Here is a 16673-nt window from a genome sequence, read left to right as displayed (position 1 = left end):
ACCTGGGCCAGCCACAGGCCCGCCCTCTGTTCTCCTGACTGGAATCGATCAATGTTCAAGAAAGCTGGCAAGACCTTGCTGGGTCTGGCTGTCGCTGCAAGCGTCATGCAAGCGCACGCCGCAGAAACCAAGAAAGTAGATGTGCTGCTGGTCGGCGGCGGCATCATGAGCTCGACCCTGGCCGTGTGGCTGCACGAGCTGGAGCCAAGCTGGTCGATGGAAATGGTCGAACGCCTGGATGGCGTGGCCGAAGAAAGCTCCAACGGCTGGAACAACGCCGGTACCGGCCACTCCGCGCTGGCCGAGCTGAACTACACCCCGGAAGACAAGGACGGCAACGTCAACATCGCCAAGGCCATCGAAATCAACGAGGCCTTCCAGATCTCCCGCCAGTTCTGGTCGTGGCAGGTCCGCCAGGGCGTGCTGAAGAACCCGCACTCGTTCATCAACACCACTCCGCACATGAGCTTCGTGTGGGGCGATGACAACATCAAGTTCCTGAAAAAGCGTTATGACGCGCTGCAGGCCAGCCCGCTGTTCCGCCCGATGCAGTACTCCGAGGACCACGCGCAGATCGCCAAGTGGGTCCCGCTGATGATGGAAGGTCGCGACCCGAACCAGAAGCTGGCCGTGACCTGGACGCCAATCGGTACGGACGTCAACTTCGGCGAGATCACCCGCCAGTTCGTCGGCCACCTGAAAACCCAGGAAAACTTCGACCTGAAGCTGTCCAGCGAAGTGCAGGACATCACCCGCAACAAGGACGGCTCGTGGCACGTTGAGTACAAGAACCTGAAGGACGGTAGCGAATCGGCTACCGACGCCAAGTTCCTGTTCATCGGTGCTGGTGGCGGCGCGCTGAAGCTGCTGCAGAAGTCGGGCATTCCTGAAGCCAAGGAATACGCAGGCTTCCCGGTGGGCGGCTCGTTCCTGGTGACCGAGAACCCGACCGTGGCCATGCAGCACATGGCCAAGGCCTACGGCATCGCCTCGACCGGTGCGCCACCCATGTCGGTTCCGCACCTGGACACCCGCGTGCTGGATGGCAAGCGCGTGATCCTGTTTGGCCCATTTGCCACCTTCTCGACCAAGTTCCTGAAGAACGGCTCGTACCTGGACCTGCTGAGCAGCACCACCACCCACAACGTGTGGCCGATGACCAAGGTCGGCATCGATCAGTACCCGCTGGTGGAATATCTCGCTGGCCAGTTGATGCTGTCTGACGACGACCGCTTCGAAGCCCTGCGTACCTACTTCCCGAACGCCAAGAAGGAAGACTGGCGCTTGTGGCAGGCCGGCCAGCGCGTGCAGATCATCAAGCGTGATGCCGAGAAGGGTGGCGTGCTGAAGCTGGGCACCGAAGTGGTCGCTTCCGAAGACCGCACCATCGCCGGCCTGCTGGGTGCATCGCCAGGTGCTTCGACTGCGGCACCGATCATGCTGAACGTGCTGGAAACCGTGTTCAAGGAGAAGGTCGCTACCCCAGAGTGGCAGGCCAAGATCAAGCAGATCGTGCCGAGCTACGGCACCAAGCTGAACGACTCGGCGGCGGCCACCCAGAAAGAGTGGAACTACACCGCTGAAGTGCTGCAGCTGGAGAAACCACCGGTGATCGACGAGAGCGTCGGCACCACGGTTGCACCTAGCCAGCCGGTCGAGAGCAAGCCTGAGAATGACATGGCGCTGTAATCGGCCATTGTTGTGACAGAAGCCACGGGGGAGACCTCGTGGCTTTTTTGTTGCCTGTGTCCGGCCCCTTCGCAGCACAAGGCTGCTCCTACAGGCACGGCGCCGTATCTGTAGGAGCAGCCTTGTGCTGCGAAGGGGCCAGCTCAGGAAACCACTGATCGGAAACCCAGCTCAGCCCCAATAAAAACATATTTTGATGCTTAAATTAATCTTGTCAGTCGATCCCCTCCAGGAGGGTGCCGTCATGAACATCAAGATTGCCGCCTTACTGCTGCTAGCCCTGTGCGCCCAGCCGGCATGGAGCCAAAGCTACTCCTACTCCAGCGAAACCCCTGCCGCCAAACCTGCCGAATCTGCTGCAATGACCACACGCATGGCCCTGCGCGACCTGTGGGTCGAGCACATCTTCTGGGTGCGCAACCATGCCGTGGCCAATCAAGCCGGTAATGCCAAGGAGGCCGAAGTCGCTGCCAAGGAAGTGGTCACCGACGCCACCAGGATCGCCAACAGTATTGCCCCGCTGTACGGCCAGCCTGCCGCCGATCAGTTGCTGAAGCTGCTGGCCGGCCACTGGGGCGCCATAAAGCACTACAGCGACGCCACCGTGGCCAAGGACAAAAAAGGCCAGCAAGCCGCGGTCAACGAGCTGAACAGCAATGCCAAGGCCATCGCCGCGTTTCTGGCCAAGGCCAACCCGAACCTGCCCGAGCCGACCCTGCTGACGCTGCTCAGCGCCCACGGCGGGCACCACGTGGCCCAGATCGACCAGTTGGCGGCCGCTGACTACGTAGGCGAGGCGCGCACCTGGGCGATGATGCGCGAGCATATCCTGACCCTTTCCGACGCTCTGGCTGCGGCGTTGGTCAAGCAGTTCCCGGACAAATTCTGATGCTCGAAGGCCTGGGCCGTACCCAACAGGACCTGCTCCATGCGTTGCTGCTCCAGCCGGCCGGCATGAGCATCGACGACCTGGCGCAGGCCCTGGCAATCACCCGCACGGCGGTGCGCCAGCACCTGGCAGCGCTGGAGCGCGACGGCCTGGTCAAGCGTGGCGCTACCCGGCCCACCGGGCGACGCCCGGAGCAGCTGCACGAGCTGACCGAACAGGCCCGCGAACTGTTCCCGCGGCAGTACCCGTTGCTGGCCAACCTGCTGATTGCGGAAGTGGCCGGCTTGCTGGGGCAGGAGGCGTTGCTGGCGCTGATGCGCCAGCTGGGGCGCAAGCTGGCGGCGGACCTGGAGCACCAAGTGGTGGATGAGGCACGCATCGTCGAGCACATGAACAATGCCGGGTACGAGGCACAGGTGTTCTTCCGCTCGGGGGGCGAGCCGCAGATCGTTGCGCACAATTGCGTGTTCCATCACCTGGCCAAGGCGCACCCGGTGGTGTGCGAGCTGGACCTGGCGCTGATCGGGGCCTTGGGTGGGGCCGAGGTGAGCCATGAGGAGTGCATGCTCAGGGGAGGGCAGGTATGCCGGTTTGCCCTGGGCAAGAAAGAAGATTGATTTTGCCTGTTCTGGCCCTTTCGCGGGTAAACCCGCTCCCACAGAAACCGCACAGGTCTTGAAGACAGTGATTATCCTGTAGGAGCGGGTTTACCCGCGAAGAGGCCGGCACAGGAAAATCACTGTTGCCGCAGAATGCAGTCCAGCAGCCCGGGAAACCGCTCCCCCAGCATCTCGCTACGCAACGAATTCATGTGGGTAGTCCCCACATTGCGGGTATGCACCAACCCCGCATCACGCAGCACGCGAAAATGGTGGGACATGCTCGACTTCGGCCGGCCGCCGTCCAGCTCGCCACAGCTGGCTTCGGCCACGCCCGCCAGGTGGCGCACGATACCCAGGCGCACCGGGTCGCTCAGGGCATAGAGCAGGCGTTCCAGGGTGAGGTCTTCAGAATTGGGATGTTGATAGGCTCGCATGGTCGTCATGATAACGGGGCTATCATTAATTGCCATAGTTCGATTATGATCGAACTATCGTAATCAGATAGCCCGGGAGCTTGCCCATGTCCGCTTTGTTCGAACCGTATACCCTCAAGGACGTCACCCTGCGCAACCGCATTGCCATTCCACCGATGTGCCAATACATGGCCGAGGACGGCATGATCAACGACTGGCACCACGTGCATCTGGCCGGCCTGGCCCGTGGCGGTGCCGGCCTGCTGGTGGTCGAGGCCACTGCCGTGGCACCGGAAGGGCGCATCACCCCCGGTTGCGCCGGCATCTGGAGCGATGCCCACGCCCAGGCTTTCGTGCCGGTGGTGCAGGCAATCAAGGCCGCCGGTTCCGTGCCAGGTATCCAGATTGCCCACGCCGGGCGCAAGGCCAGCGCCAACCGCCCGTGGGAAGGTGACGACCACATTGCCGCCGACGACGCCCGCGGCTGGGAAACCATTGCCCCGTCCGCCATCGCCTTCGGCGCGCACCTGCCACAAGTGCCGCGCGAGATGACCCTGGACGACATTGCCCGGGTCAAACAGGACTTCGTCGATGCCGCCCGCCGTGCGCGCGATGCCGGTTTCGAGTGGATCGAGCTGCACTTTGCCCATGGTTACCTGGGCCAGAGTTTCTTCTCCGAGCACTCCAACAAGCGTACCGACGCCTACGGTGGCAGCTTCGACAACCGCAGCCGCTTCCTGCTGGAAACCCTGGCAGCGGTACGTGAGGTATGGCCAGAGAACCTGCCCCTGACCGCGCGTTTTGGTGTGCTGGAGTACGACGGCCGGGATGAGCAGACGCTGGAAGAGTCGATCGAACTGGCGCGCCGTTTCAAGGCTGGCGGCCTCGACCTGCTGAGCGTGAGTGTCGGCTTCACCATTCCCGACACCAATATCCCGTGGGGCCCGGCGTTCATGGGGCCGATTGCCGAGCGCGTGCGCCGTGAGGCGAAGCTGCCGGTGACCTCGGCGTGGGGTTTTGGTACGCCGCAACTGGCGGAAGCAGCGCTGCAAGCCAATCAGCTGGACCTGGTATCGGTAGGGCGTGCGCACCTGGCAGACCCGCACTGGGCTTACTTTGCGGCCAAGGAGTTGGGGGTGGAGAAAGCCTCCTGGACCTTGCCTGCACCGTATGCGCACTGGCTCGAGCGTTATCGCTGAGTGATACCGGGGCTGCTGCGCAGCCCTTTCGCGACACAAGGCCGCTCCTACAAGCGTACGCGGTCCCCTGTAGGAGCGGCCTTGTGTCGCGAAAGGGCCGCACAGCGGCCCCCGAATCTAGAACCGATCCAACCGGTAAGCCCCCATCTCCGGTCCACCGGCCCGCTCGGCCAACCGCCCCACCCATTCCGCTGTCACCGCCGCCTGGGTCAAACCCAGGTGCTGATGCCCGAACGCCAACAGCACCCGCCCATCACACACCCGGTCGATCACCGGTAACGAATCTGGCAACGAAGGCCGGAAGCCCATCCACGGCGTCGCTCCCTCAACACTCAGGTCCCTCCGGAACAACCCCTTGCTCAAGCGGTGCAACTGCCAAGCCCGCTGCATGCTCGGCGGCGCGTCCAGCCCGGCGAACTCCACCGTGCCGGCCAGGCGCAGGCCCTCGGCCATGGGCGTCATGATGAACTTGCGCTCCAGCGATGTGACTGCAAACGGCAAACGCTGATGCTCGCCAGGCAACATCAGGTGGTAGCCGCGCTCGGTGTCCAGTGGCACCCGCTTGCCGGTCAGTGCGGCGGTCAACCGCGCGGAATGCGCACCACAACTGATCAGCACCTGGCGGGCATCGAGCGTGCCCTGATCGCTGGCCAGGCTGACCCCGCCGCTGTGCAGCCGCCCGCCATCGACTTGTGCCTGGACAAAACGCACGCCATTGGCCTTGGCCGCTTCGAACAGTTCGCACACCACCCGGTAGGGGTCGATGAAGTGTCCGGTACGCGGGAAGAACAGCCCTCCCAGCAACGACGGGCTCAGTTGCGGCGCCGCCTCGCGCACAGTGTCGGCCGACCAGAAGTCCACCGCCACCGCTTGCTGTTGCATGCGCGTCCGCAAGGCCTCCAGGGCCTGGCGCGACTCCGGCCGCTCGAACACCAGCAGCGAGCCATCTTCCTGAAACAGTTCGCCGCGCCCGATCGAGCCTAGCAGCCGCTGCCAGGCACCCAGGCTGCCTTCGTTCAACGAGCGGATGCCGGCCACGCTGCGCTGGAACGGGCCAGGGCGCAGGTTGAGCAGCAGGCGGGTGAACCACGGCATGGCCTTGGGCAGGTACTTCCAGTCCAGGCGCAACGGGCCCATCGGGTCCAGCAACATGCGCGGCAGGCGTTTGAGAATCGACAGATCGGCAATCGGGAATACCTGCTCGGTGGCCAGGTGCCCGGCGTTGCCATAGGACGCGCCTCGACCGGGTGCCTGACGGTCGACCAGGGTTACCCGGCGGCCTTTGCGGGCCAGTTGCAGGGCACAGGCGACGCCGACAATGCCGGCGCCGACCACGGCGATATCGGTTTCAGCGGTTTCGACCATGCTCAGCCTTCCCGTTTACCGTCGAGCAGGCGCCGAAGCTGCAGCGGGTTGCCGTGTTTCAGTGCCTGCGGCAGCAGGGCATCGGGGAAGTCCTGGTAGCACACCGGGCGCAGGAAGCGCAGGATCGCCGCAGTGCCCACCGAAGTGGTGCGGGCATCGGAGGTGGCCGGGAACGGCCCGCCGTGGACCATCGCGTCGCATACCTCTACACCGGTCGGCCAGCCATTGACCAGGATGCGGCCAGCCTTGCGCTCAAGGGTCGGCAGCAGGGCGCGGGCGCTGTCGATGTCGGCATCGTCCAGTTGCAGGGTGGCGGTCAGTTGGCCTTCCAGATGCTCGGCCACCTGGCGCACTTGCTCATCGTTGGCGCAGGCCACCACCAGCGACGCCGCGCCGAAGACTTCGGCCTGCAACGCCGGGTCGGCGAGGAACGCTTCGGCCTGGGTCACGAACAGCTGCGCCTGGCACTGGTTGGGGCCTTGCCCGGCCTGGCCACTGGCGGCGGCCTGGGCATTGACGTTTGCGGCCAGGGCGCCGACACCGGCCTGGTAGGCACTGAAGATGCCCGGGGTGAGCATGGTCTGCGCCGCAGCCTTGCGCACGTGTTCGCTGGCGGCGTCGATGAAGCGCTGCAACGCCGGCCCCTGGCGGGCAATCACCAGGCCGGGGTTGGTGCAGAACTGGCCGGCACCCTGGGTCAGCGAGGCGACGAAGCCTTGTGCCAGTGCCTCGGCGCGGGTCTGCAGGGCGGTGTCGAACAGGAACACCGGGTTGATCGAGCTCATTTCGGCGTACACCGGGATCGGCTCGGGGCGGGCCTGGGCCGCCTGGCACAGCGCAATGCCACCGCTGCGCGAGCCGGTAAAGCCAACGGCCTTGATGCGCGGGTCGCTGACCAGCGCAATGCCCACTTCACGACCGGAGCCGTACAACAGCGAAAACACACCGGCCGGCAAGCCGCACTGCTTCACGGCCTTTGCCACTGCCTGGCCGACCAGCTCGCTGGTGCCCGGGTGGGCGCCGTGGGCCTTGACCACCACCGGGCAACCGGCGGCCAGGGCCGAGGCGGTGTCGCCACCGGCCACCGAGAAGGCCAATGGGAAATTGCTGGCGCCGAATACCGCCACTGGCCCCAGGGCCACCTGGCGCTGGCGCAGGTCGGCACGCGGCAGGGGCTGGCGCTCAGGCAGGGCATTGTCGACCCGCACGTCCAGCCATTCGCCAGCCCGCACCACACGGGCGAAGGTGCGCAACTGGGTGCAGGTGCGGCCACGTTCGCCCTGGATGCGCGCCTTTGGCAGGCCGCTTTCGGCCACGGCGCGATCGATCAGGGCATCACCCAGCGCTTCGATCTGCGTGGCGATGGTTTCGAGGAATTGTGCCCGTTGCTCGAGCGAGGTTTCGCGGTAGGCATCGAACGCCGCCCAGGCCAGGGCGCAGGCCTGGGCCACGTGTTCGCCGGTGCCGCCGAGGTAGGCCGGTTCCAGTGTCTGGCCGGTGGCCGGGTCGATGCCACGGATGGCTTCGCGGCTGCCGGTTACCGGCGTCTGGCCGATCAGCAGGTTGCCTGTGAGGGTCATGGAGCCTCCTTTGGAATCAATATCAAGAGAGAGCGCGGCCTTTGTAGGAGCGGGTTTACCCGCGAAGCAGGCGACTCGGTGCCTGGCACCGGCTTCGCCGGTGTTCGCGGGTGAACCCGCTCCCACAGGGCTGCGGCTCGGCCTGGAATCAGGTGATCAGGCCAGGTTCTGCTCAGCCGACCAGCTGGCGTACCAGCTGCGGAACAGCGCGTACTGCTGCTCGGCATAGTTGCGCTGGGCGTCGGTCAGCACGTCGGTCTCGTTGAAGTGCAGGCTGTATTCGCTGTCACCGTTCAGCACCATCAGGTGCTTGTAGTAGAGCACCAGGTCGCAGCCTTCATCGAACGACGACAGCACCGCCAGCGCCGCCTCCAGTTCACGCGCCAGGCGGCGGGCCTTGGCATCACCTTTGGCCGCCTGTTTGCTCAGGCTCACCAGGTGCAGCACCTCACGCGGCAGGGCGTTGCCGATGCCGGTGATGGCACCGGTGGCGTTGCAGTTGACGAAACCATGTACCACCTGGGTGTCGACGCCGACCATCAGGGTCACGTCGTCATCCTTGGAGGTGATGTGCTCGGCGGCGTAGCGCAGGTCGGCGCCACCGCCGAACTCCTTGAAGCCGATCAGGTTGGGGAACTCGCTGCGCAGTTCGAAGAACAGGTCGGCGCGGGTGGCGAAGCCATAGTAGGGGCTGTTGTAGATCACCGCCGGCAGCTTCGGTGCGGCTGCCAGGATGGCCGAGAAGTGGTGCTTCTGGGCAATCAGCGAGGCGCCGCGGCTGAGCACGCGAGGGATGACCATGAGGCCGGCGGCACCAACCTTGGCCGCGTGGGCGGCGTGGGATACTGCTTCACGGGTGTTCACCGCGCCGGTGCCGACGATGGTCGGGATGCCGGCGGCCACCAGGCGCGCCACGCCTTCCTGGCGCTCTGCTTCGGTCAGCAGCGGCCAGTCGCCCATCGAGCCGCAGTACACCACGGCGCTCATACCGGCCTCGATCAGTTCGCGGCCCTTGCGCACCAGGGCGTCGAAGTCCGGCTTGCGCTCGGCGGTGCAGGGGGTCATCAGGGCGGGCATGGTGCCGGTGAAGATGTTGTTGGTCATTGTTGTCACTCCTCGCGATATTCGTTTTTTTGGAAAAAGCCGGGGTCAGATGCCCCAGGCGAACGGGTCCTGTTCGTCGATCAGCAGGGTGCTGTCGGCGGTCATGTAGGCGCGGCCGGTGATGAACGGGCGAATGCGTTCGCCGTCGCGCTCGTAGCGGCCCTGGAACTGGCTGCCGGTGATACTGGCCTGTACCCAGGTCTGGCCTTCGTCGAGCTTGCCGTCGGCGGCCAGGCAGGCCAGCTTGGCGCTGGTGCCCGTGCCGCAGGGCGAGCGGTCGTAGGCCTTGCCGGGGCACATCACGAAGTTGCGGCTGTCGGCGTTGGCGTCGTCGGCGAACAGTTCGACGTGGTCGATGGGGGCACCGTTTTCACCGGTGATGCCCTGGGCTTCGAGGGCCTTGAGCATCGCCCAGGTGTATTCGGTCAGCGCCTCGCGGTTGCCCAGCTCGATGCGCTGGCCGTGTTCGGAGACGAGGAAAAACCAGTTGCCACCCCAGGCGATGTCGCCGCGCACCGGACCATGGCCGGGCACGTCCACCAGCACTTGCTGGCGGTAGCGGTAGGACGGCACGTTGCCGACGGTTATGGCGCCGTCTTCATGCAGGGTGGCGCTGACCTGGCCGACCGGGGTATCGATCTTGTGCACGCCCGGTGCGATCAGGCCCAGGTGCTGCAACGAGGCGACCAGGCCGATGGTGCCGTGGCCGCACATGTTCAGGTAGCCAGCGTTGTTGAAGAAGATCACCCCGCACGTGGCGTCGGCCGATACCGGTGGGCAGTACAGTGCACCGACCAGCACATCGTTGCCGCGAGGCTCCAGTAGGCAGGCGCGGCGCCACTGGTCGTGCAGCTCGCGCAGTTCATCGCGCTGCTCGGCCATGCTGCGGCCATGCAGTTGCGGGAAGCCTTTCATCACCAGGCGGGTCGGTTCCCCGCCGGTGTGCGAGTCGATGACGTGAATCTGTTTCATGAGCTTGTCCATTCTTTGATCAGCCAAGTCTTGTGCTGTTTGTGCGGGCCTCATCGCCGGCAAGCCAGCTCCCACAGGTATTGCATCGGCCTCTGGGTCAGCGCGGACCCTGTGGGAGCCGGCTTGCCGGCGATAGGGCCAGTAGCCGTTACGGAGCCAGTGCAGCCGGGCGCTGGCCTACCAGAGGTTCATGGCTGGCTTCGCTTTCGTCCTCACCTTCCAGGCGCACCAGGTGGGCAGGCACGCCGGTGGCTGCGCCCCAGTAGTAGATGCCCAGCGCACAAGCGGCCACGACTACGGTGTCGAACGGGTGGCCGAGTACTCCCAGGCCGCCGAAGCTGCCCAGCCACGAAAGCAGGATGGTCACCGCGTAGAAGCCGATCAGCCATGCCGACGAGCGCACTTGCTGGGCCAGCGACAGGTGCTGGGTCGGCACGAAGCGGCCGCACAGCAGGTAAAGCACGAACATCACGATCTGCAGGGCCAGCAGCCACGACACGGTCTTCCAGCCCGACCAGTACACGATCAGCGCGGCGATGATGAATGACAGCGGGCCGAGCACGCCCATGCCCTTGACCCGGAACGGGCGCGGCATGTCAGGGGCGTTGCGGCGCAGGGCGGCGACGGTGACCGGGGCCACGGCGTAGCTCAGTACCAGGGCGGCGGAAACCACGTTGATCAGCGCTTCCCAGGACGGGAACGGCAGGGTCCAGAACACCGACAGGCCAAAGGTCAGCCACAGCGCCGGGCGCGGGATGCCGGACTCGGCGTCGATACGGGTGAAGTACTTGAAGAAGGTGCCGGTCTGCGCCCAGCCATAGACCACGCGCGGGGTGGCGTTCATGTAGATGTTGCCGCAGCCGCTGGGCGAGATCACCGCGTCGGCCACCACCAGATAGGCCAGCCAGCCCACACCCAGGGCCAGGGCGATGTCGCGATAGGGCAGGGCCAGTTCCTTGGTCACCGCGGCCCAGCCGTTGCTCAGCATTTCGGTCGGCACGCTGCCGAGGAAGGCCAGTTGCAGCAGGGCGTAGATCGCGGTGGACAGCAGTACCGAGAGGATCAGCGCGATGGGGATGGTGCGTTGCGGGTTCTTCACCTCGCTGGCCACCGAAATGATCGGCGTCAGGCCCAGGTAGGCGAAGATGATGCCACCGGCCGATACCGCCATTTCAACGCCGGACAGACCGAACGGGGCAAAGCCCTGGACCTCGAAGTTTTCCGGTTTGAAGAAGGTGAACAGCACGCCGATCACCAGCAGCGGCACGATGAACTTGAACACACTGACCAGGTTGTTGGCCTTGGCGAAGGTTTTCACGCTGCGGTAGTTGAGGAAGAAGAACAGCCCCAGCAGGGCGAACTGCACCAGCCAGCCGAGCACGGTCGGGTCGCTGGAGCCGGCCTTGGTCAGCCCGGGGAACCAGGCGGCGGCGTATTGACGCGAAGCGACCACTTCGATGGCGATCAGGCTGGAAAAGGCGATCAGGGTGATAAAGCCCATCAAGTAGCCCAGCAGCGGGCCGTGGGAGTACACCGGGTAGCGCACCACGCCCCCGGCACGCGGCAGGGCAGCACCCAGTTCGCAATAAACGATGCCCAGCAACAGCACGGCGAAGCCGCCAAGGAACCAGGACAGGATGCCGGCCGGGCCGGCGATGGCCGAGACGTGGCTGGCGGCGAACAGCCAGCCGGAGCCGAAGATGGCACCTAGGCCGATGAAGGTGAGGTCCAGCAATGACAACTGTTTTTTGAATTTGCCTGACATGGGTTCGCCTTTTTGTTGGTTATTGGATAGGCAGGTCTGATGTCACGAGATGCGGCTTTTTGGGCCGCGCTCTTGTAGGACTTGGGGCGGCTTGCGTGGGGCATAGAGTGGACCGATCGGGGCGGCGGTTCTTGATGGTTTTCTGCAGGGGGGATGACGAAATCGGCACAGTTGCAAAAAAGCAGTAGCTAGGTGCTGGGGGGTGGAATACGCTCTAGGCCATACTGGGCAAGGGTTTGAGAGATGCAGTGCTGGTGCCTGCCTCTTCGCAGCACAAGGCTGCTCCTACAGAGTCCGCACAAGTCTCGAAGGCAGCGCACCCCTTGTAGGAGCAGCCTTGCGCTGCGAAGAGGCCGGCACAGCCAACAGAGAACCGACAGATGATCGACACCCCCCTGGCAACCCTGTACCAGTCCCTCGACCAGCACCGCCCCGCCAACCTCGAGGCCCTGCTCGCTGGTGTGTCCCTGCTGCTGCCGATCCTCGACGCCATCCCCAACGCCGCGATCTTCATCAAGGACCCGGCCGCCCGCTATGTGCTGGCCAACAACACCCTGGTCCAGCGCTGTGGCCTCAAGCGCCTGCAACCGCTGCTGGGCAAGACCAGCGCCGAAGTGTTCCCGGCACAGCTGGGCCCCGGCTACACCGAGCAGGACCGTCGCGTTCTCAAGGAGGGTTTGGTGCTGGAAGACCAGCTGGAGCTGCATCTTTACGGCAGCCGCGAGCCTGGCTGGTGCCTGACCCACAAGCGCCCGCTGTACAACCGTGCCGGCGAGATCATTGGCCTGGTCGGCATCTCGGTCGACTTGCAGTCAGCCGCCGACAGCCATCCTGCCTACCAGCGCCTGGCGGCGGTGGACGAGCATATCCGGCGGCATTTCCACCAGCCGATCAGCATGGGCGAGCTGACCCGTATCGCTGGCATTTCCGTGGCCCAGCTGGAGCGCTACTGCAAGCGTGTGTTCCACCTCACGCCACGGCAGATGATCCACAAGGCACGCCTGGAGCACGCCCACCGTTTGCTGCATTCGGAACTGCCGATCACTGAAGTGGCGATGTGCTGCGGCTATACCGACCACAGCGCCTTCAGCCGCCAGTTCAAGCAACTGACCGGCTTCACCCCGCGCCAGTACCGCCAGGCAACCAGCGCTCAGTTGGCCTGAAACAGCGCCCGCGCCTCATCGAAGCACTGCTCGGCAATTGCCGAACGCGGTTCGCTGCGGCGCAGCAGCAGGCCGACCGGGCTGTGGATAGCGGCGTCGGCCACCGGCAGGATGCGCAGGTGCTCGCTCAGGTCTTCCAGGCCGCAGTCCAGTGGCATGACCGCACAGCACATGCCGGTGTTGATGGCCTGGATCAGCTGGAAGCTCGAGTCGCTTTCCAGTACCGCATTCGGCTCCAGGCCACGGCTGCGAAAACTCAGGTCCAGCGACTGGCGGTAGTGCATGCCTTTGCTCAGCAGGCCCAGCGGAATGTCGCCCAGCTCGTCCCAGCGCAGGGTGTCGCTGGCGAACTGGAAGTGCCGGGTATCGTGCAGCAGGCCCATGGTGGTGGTGCCCAGTTCGATCACTTCGAAGAAGCTGGTGTTGACCTGGTCAAGGTAGCAGATGCCCAGGTCGAGCTGGTTGCGGCTGAGTCCGTCGATCACCTGTTCCGAGCTGAGCGAGCTGATCTGGAAGTGCAGTTCGGGGTATTTTTCACGCAGCGGCAGCAGCAGGTGCATGGGGTTGAAGCTGGCCAGCGGCACCGTGCCCAGGCGCAGGCTGCCGACCACCTGGCCGCGGCAACTGGCGGCTTCGGCCTGCAAGCCATCGTGCGCGGCGAGCAGGGTACGGGCCCAGGCCAGGATTCGCTCGCCCGCTTCGGTGAAACCTTCGAAGCGCTGGCCGCGCTTGACCAGTACCAGGTCCAGCTCGTCCTCCAGGTTGCGCAGGCGCATGGACAGCGTCGGCTGGGTGATATGGCACAGCGCCGCCGCCTGGCCGAAGTGGCGGGTCTGGTCGAGGGCGATGAGGAATTTGAGCTGCTTGATGTCCATGGAGGTGCCTGGTATCGGGTTATGCAGACCTTAACCCACGTCTGCGATAGATGTCATTGATGAGTCGGTACGCCATATCGATTGGACGCCCCCGGGCCATGCCTCTAGCGTGGCGGCAATGCCACTCGAGGAGCCCCACCGTGCGCGTCCAACCCGATGCGGTCTTCGTACCGCTCAACATCGCCGTGCTGACAGTCAGCGATACCCGTACCTACGACAACGACACTTCCGGTGAGCTGCTGGCCAGCCGCTCGGTGGAGATCGGCCACCGCCTGGTGGCGCGGGCGTTGCTCAAGGACGACCTTTACAAGATCCGCGCCCAGGTCGCCACCTGGATTGCCGACGAACAGGTGCAGGTGGTGCTGATCACCGGCGGTACCGGTTTTACCGGGCGTGACAGCACGCCGGAAGCGGTCGAGTGCTTGCTGGACAAGCGCATCGATGGCTTTGGCGAACTGTTCCGGGCCCTGTCGATTCTCGATATCGGCACCTCGACCGTGCAGAGCCGGGCGCTGGCCGGGCTGTCCAACCGCACGTTGGTGTGCTGCCTGCCGGGCTCCACCGGGGCCTGCCGTACGGCGTGGGAGGGCATCCTGGCGGAGCAGCTGGATGCGCGGCACCGGCCGTGCAACTTCGTCAAGCACCTGAAACCGATCGAGGCCTGTGCAAGCCGGGGCTGATCTTTCGTCTGTCCTGGCCTCTTCGCGGGCTTGCCCGCTCCCACAGGTACTCCACAGGTCTTGAGGGCAGTGGTGACCCTGTGGGAGCGGGCAAGCCCGCGAAGAGGCCAGGACAGGCAACAACAATTGCTCAGCTCAATACATGGTCCACCGGCAACAAAACCGGCGGTAGCTGTTGTTCCCCCAACCCCGCCAGCACATCGCGCTCCACGGTCCGCACCATGGCATCGGTCGGCAGGTCGTTCTCATCGCGCCCGAACGGGTCTTCCAGTTCGTTGCCAATCGCATCCAGCCCGAAGAACGTGTACCCCACGATGGTGGTGAACAGCGGCGCCAGCCAGCCCAGCGGCTCGGCCAGGGCAAACGGCAGCAGCAGGCAGAAGATGTAGATGGTGCGGTGCAGCAACAGCGTGTAGGGGAACGGCAACGGCGTGCCCTTGATCCGCTCGCAGGTAGCCTGCACTTCGGTCAGCCCCACCAGCCGCTGCTCCAGCAGGCTGTAGCGCCAGTCACTGATCTGCTGCTGTGTTGCCAGCCGCGAGCAGTGCCCGCCGATTTCGCGCAGGATGGCGTCGCACACGTTGTGCGGGCTGATCGCATCGGGCCGGGCCAGCCAGGGCCGGGCGGCGGCCAGTTCGTCCTCGCTGCGCAGCCGAGCATTCAGCGCATGGGCAAAGCCGCACAGGCTGCGCAACAGTTCGGCACGCAGGGTTTCGTCGGTAATCACCAGGCTTTCGCGCACGAACGAACGGGTTTCGATGATCAGCTTGCCCCAGGCCTTGCGCCCCTCTCACCAGCGGTCATAGCAGGCGTTGTTGCGAAAACTCATGAAAATCGACAGTGACAGGCCCAGCAAGGTGAACGGGGTGGCGCTGACCGGGTAGAAAAACGCCGGGAAATGCCGCTCGACCAACACGATCAGCGCGGCCAGCAGGGTGATCGTCAGGCAACGCAGGGCGATGCGCTTGACGATCGAACCCTTGAGGGTGAACAGCACACGCAGCACATCGGGGGTGGGGTGGACGATCATGGAAATCCAGAGACGGCTGCCTAGCCGCCGGTCATGTTCATGAAACGCAGGATCTGCACGTCGCCACCGACTTCGAAATGATGGCGGTAGGGCTTGAGGTGCAAGGAATCACGAATGGCCTTTTCCAGGCGTTCGGGGTTGCCGGGGTGGGCGCGCAGCACCTGCTTCAGGTCCACCGAGTGTTCATTGCCCAGGCACAGCAGCAGGCGGCCTTCGACGGTGAGTCGCACGCGGTTGCAGGTGGCGCAGAAGTTGTGGCTGTGTGGCGAAATGAAGCCGACCCGAGTATTGGCGGCTTCGGCCAGGCGCCAGTAGCGGGCGGGGCCCTGGGACGACTCGGTCGATTCGACCAATGTGAACTGCTCGGCCAGCAGCACACGTACTTCGTCACTGGAGCAGAACGACTCGCCGCGTTCATGTTCGCTGATCACGCCCAAGGGCATTTCTTCGATGAAGGTGATGTCCAGTTCGCGGTCGATGGCAAAGCGCACCAGGTCGACCAGTTCATGATCGTTGCGGCCCTTGAGGACCACGCAGTTGAGCTTGGTGCGCTTGAAGCCTGCCTGGCGGGCGGCGTCGATGCCGGCGATCACCTGGTGCAGGTCGCCGGTGCGGGTCAGTTGCTTGAAGCGCTCGGCGTCCAGGCTGTCGAGGCTGATGTTCAGGCGCGTGACACCTGCGTCGAACAGCGGCTGGGCCAGGCGCCCGAGTTGCGAGCCGTTGCTGGTCAGGCACAACTCGCGCAGGCCGGGCAGGGCGGCGATCCGCCCGCACAGGTCGACGATGCCCTGGCGCACCAGCGGCTCGCCGCCGGTCAGGCGGATCTTGCGGGTACCAAGGGCGACGAAGCGCTCGGCCACCTGGAGCAGTTCCTCGAGGCTGAGGATTTGTTGGCGCGGCAGGAACTGCATGTCTTCGGCCATGCAGTACACGCAACGGAAGTCGCAGCGGTCGGTGACCGACATCCGCAGGTAGTCGATTTTCCGGTTGAAGCCGTCGATCAGGGCCCGGCTGTTCTGTTCCACGTTCGCGCTCGAATGGATTGGGACTCGATCCAAGCTATAACTTGGGCGCAGGGCCGTCAAATTGCTTTGTCCGACCGATTGATCGATGGCCTCTATCACTTGGCGCAGCATCTTCAGCGTCTATGAGATCGAGCGCCGCCCGCGCGGCGCTTCGCGGCACAAGGCCGCTCCCACATTTGTTTCGGGCCAGTCACTCCTGTGGTTTCACCTCTGTCCGCCTTGTTTGTTCCATTCGATATCGAACGGTACGCCACTGCACCCCATCAATCTCCAGCCATGCACCAAAGCTGCAACCCACCTGTCACAGGAATAACTGGCCCGA

Annotated in this window: 14 protein-coding genes and 1 pseudogene; 6 read left to right on the top strand and 9 right to left on the bottom strand. The window is 64.6% G+C overall.

All coding sequences use genetic code 11. From position 1 onward, the window contains the following. The first annotated feature begins 51 nt into the window (after positions 1-51). The 3 genes from mqo (at position 52) to GYA95_RS16550 (ending at position 3195) form a co-directional block, all read left to right on the top strand. Positions 52-1689 carry a malate dehydrogenase (quinone) gene (gene mqo, locus GYA95_RS16560; RefSeq protein WP_015271371.1) on the top strand — a complete coding sequence of 546 codons (1638 nt, stop codon included), beginning with the start codon at positions 52-54 and terminating at the stop codon, positions 1687-1689. Positions 1690-1933: 244 nt separating this feature from the next. After that, positions 1934-2578 carry a hypothetical protein gene (locus GYA95_RS16555; RefSeq protein ID WP_015271370.1) on the top strand — a complete coding sequence of 215 codons (645 nt, stop codon included), beginning with the start codon at positions 1934-1936 and terminating at the stop codon, positions 2576-2578. Further along, positions 2578-3195 (top strand): helix-turn-helix transcriptional regulator, encoded by a 618-nt coding sequence (locus GYA95_RS16550; RefSeq protein ID WP_013973785.1) that lies wholly within the window; start codon positions 2578-2580, stop codon positions 3193-3195. Before GYA95_RS16555 ends, GYA95_RS16550 begins: the two co-directional genes overlap by 1 nt. A 119-nt stretch (positions 3196-3314) precedes the next feature. Here the strand turns inward: GYA95_RS16550 and GYA95_RS16545 are convergent, their stop codons facing one another. After that, entirely contained in the window at positions 3315-3650 is a 336-nt protein-coding gene (locus GYA95_RS16545) for an ArsR/SmtB family transcription factor (RefSeq protein WP_003259528.1), read from the bottom strand. Between the two features lie 50 nt (positions 3651-3700). Here GYA95_RS16545 and xenA point away from each other — a divergent pair, with 50 nt between their 5' ends. Continuing rightward, on the top strand, positions 3701-4792 hold the full coding sequence (gene xenA, locus GYA95_RS16540; RefSeq protein ID WP_015271369.1) for a xenobiotic reductase XenA: 1092 nt from the start codon (positions 3701-3703) through the stop codon (positions 4790-4792). A 117-nt stretch (positions 4793-4909) separates the two neighbouring features. On the opposite strand, the gene GYA95_RS16535 is transcribed toward xenA, so the two are convergent. The 5 genes from GYA95_RS16535 to GYA95_RS16515 form a co-directional block, all read right to left on the bottom strand. Further along, a complete protein-coding gene (locus GYA95_RS16535; RefSeq protein ID WP_015271368.1) occupies positions 4910-6157 on the bottom strand; it encodes an NAD(P)/FAD-dependent oxidoreductase in 1248 nt (415 codons plus the stop codon). A gap of 2 nt (positions 6158-6159) precedes the next feature. Next, positions 6160-7737 carry an aldehyde dehydrogenase (NADP(+)) gene (locus tag GYA95_RS16530; RefSeq protein ID WP_015271367.1) on the bottom strand — a complete coding sequence of 526 codons (1578 nt, stop codon included), beginning with the start codon at positions 7735-7737 and terminating at the stop codon, positions 6160-6162. A 156-nt stretch (positions 7738-7893) separates the two neighbouring features. After that, positions 7894-8841: a dihydrodipicolinate synthase family protein gene (locus tag GYA95_RS16525; protein WP_013973780.1), complete on the bottom strand. Its 948-nt coding sequence runs from the start codon at positions 8839-8841 to the stop codon at positions 7894-7896. 45 nt (positions 8842-8886) lie between these two features. Next, positions 8887-9813: a 4-hydroxyproline epimerase gene (locus GYA95_RS16520; RefSeq protein ID WP_015271366.1), complete on the bottom strand. Its 927-nt coding sequence runs from the start codon at positions 9811-9813 to the stop codon at positions 8887-8889. Positions 9814-9961: 148 nt separating this feature from the next. Further along, entirely contained in the window at positions 9962-11578 is a 1617-nt protein-coding gene (locus GYA95_RS16515; protein WP_015271365.1) for an APC family permease, read from the bottom strand. 380 nt (positions 11579-11958) lie between these two features. Between GYA95_RS16515 and GYA95_RS16510 the strand changes: the two genes are divergently transcribed. Then, positions 11959-12741, top strand: a complete 783-nt coding sequence (locus GYA95_RS16510) for an AraC family transcriptional regulator (RefSeq protein WP_015271364.1) — start codon at positions 11959-11961, stop codon at positions 12739-12741. Here GYA95_RS16510 and GYA95_RS16505 read toward each other — a convergent pair. Next, positions 12729-13616 carry a LysR family transcriptional regulator gene (locus tag GYA95_RS16505; protein WP_015271363.1) on the bottom strand — a complete coding sequence of 296 codons (888 nt, stop codon included), beginning with the start codon at positions 13614-13616 and terminating at the stop codon, positions 12729-12731. The genes GYA95_RS16510 and GYA95_RS16505 overlap by 13 nt on opposite strands. Positions 13617-13756: 140 nt before the next feature. On the opposite strand from GYA95_RS16505, the gene moaB reads away from it, so the two are divergent. Next, entirely contained in the window at positions 13757-14296 is a 540-nt protein-coding gene (gene moaB, locus GYA95_RS16500) for a molybdenum cofactor biosynthesis protein B (protein ID WP_003259533.1), read from the top strand. Positions 14297-14426: 130 nt separating this feature from the next. Here moaB and GYA95_RS16495 read toward each other — a convergent pair. Together GYA95_RS16495 and moaA are read right to left on the bottom strand one after the other, a co-directional pair. Beyond that, positions 14427-15326, bottom strand: a pseudogene (locus GYA95_RS16495) (bestrophin family protein). Positions 15327-15346: 20 nt separating this feature from the next. Next, the gene (gene moaA, locus GYA95_RS16490) at positions 15347-16351 is read right to left on the bottom strand and encodes a GTP 3',8-cyclase MoaA (protein WP_015271361.1); all 1005 of its coding nucleotides are present in this window, start codon (positions 16349-16351) and stop codon (positions 15347-15349) included. Between the last annotated feature and the right edge of the window lie 322 nt (positions 16352-16673).

This window comes from Pseudomonas asiatica (assembly GCF_009932335.1).
GTDB classification, from domain to species: Bacteria; Pseudomonadota; Gammaproteobacteria; order Pseudomonadales; family Pseudomonadaceae; genus Aquipseudomonas; species Aquipseudomonas asiatica.
Note: the sequence above shows the minus strand (reverse complement) of the source record. Positions and strands in the feature narration are given on the sequence as shown.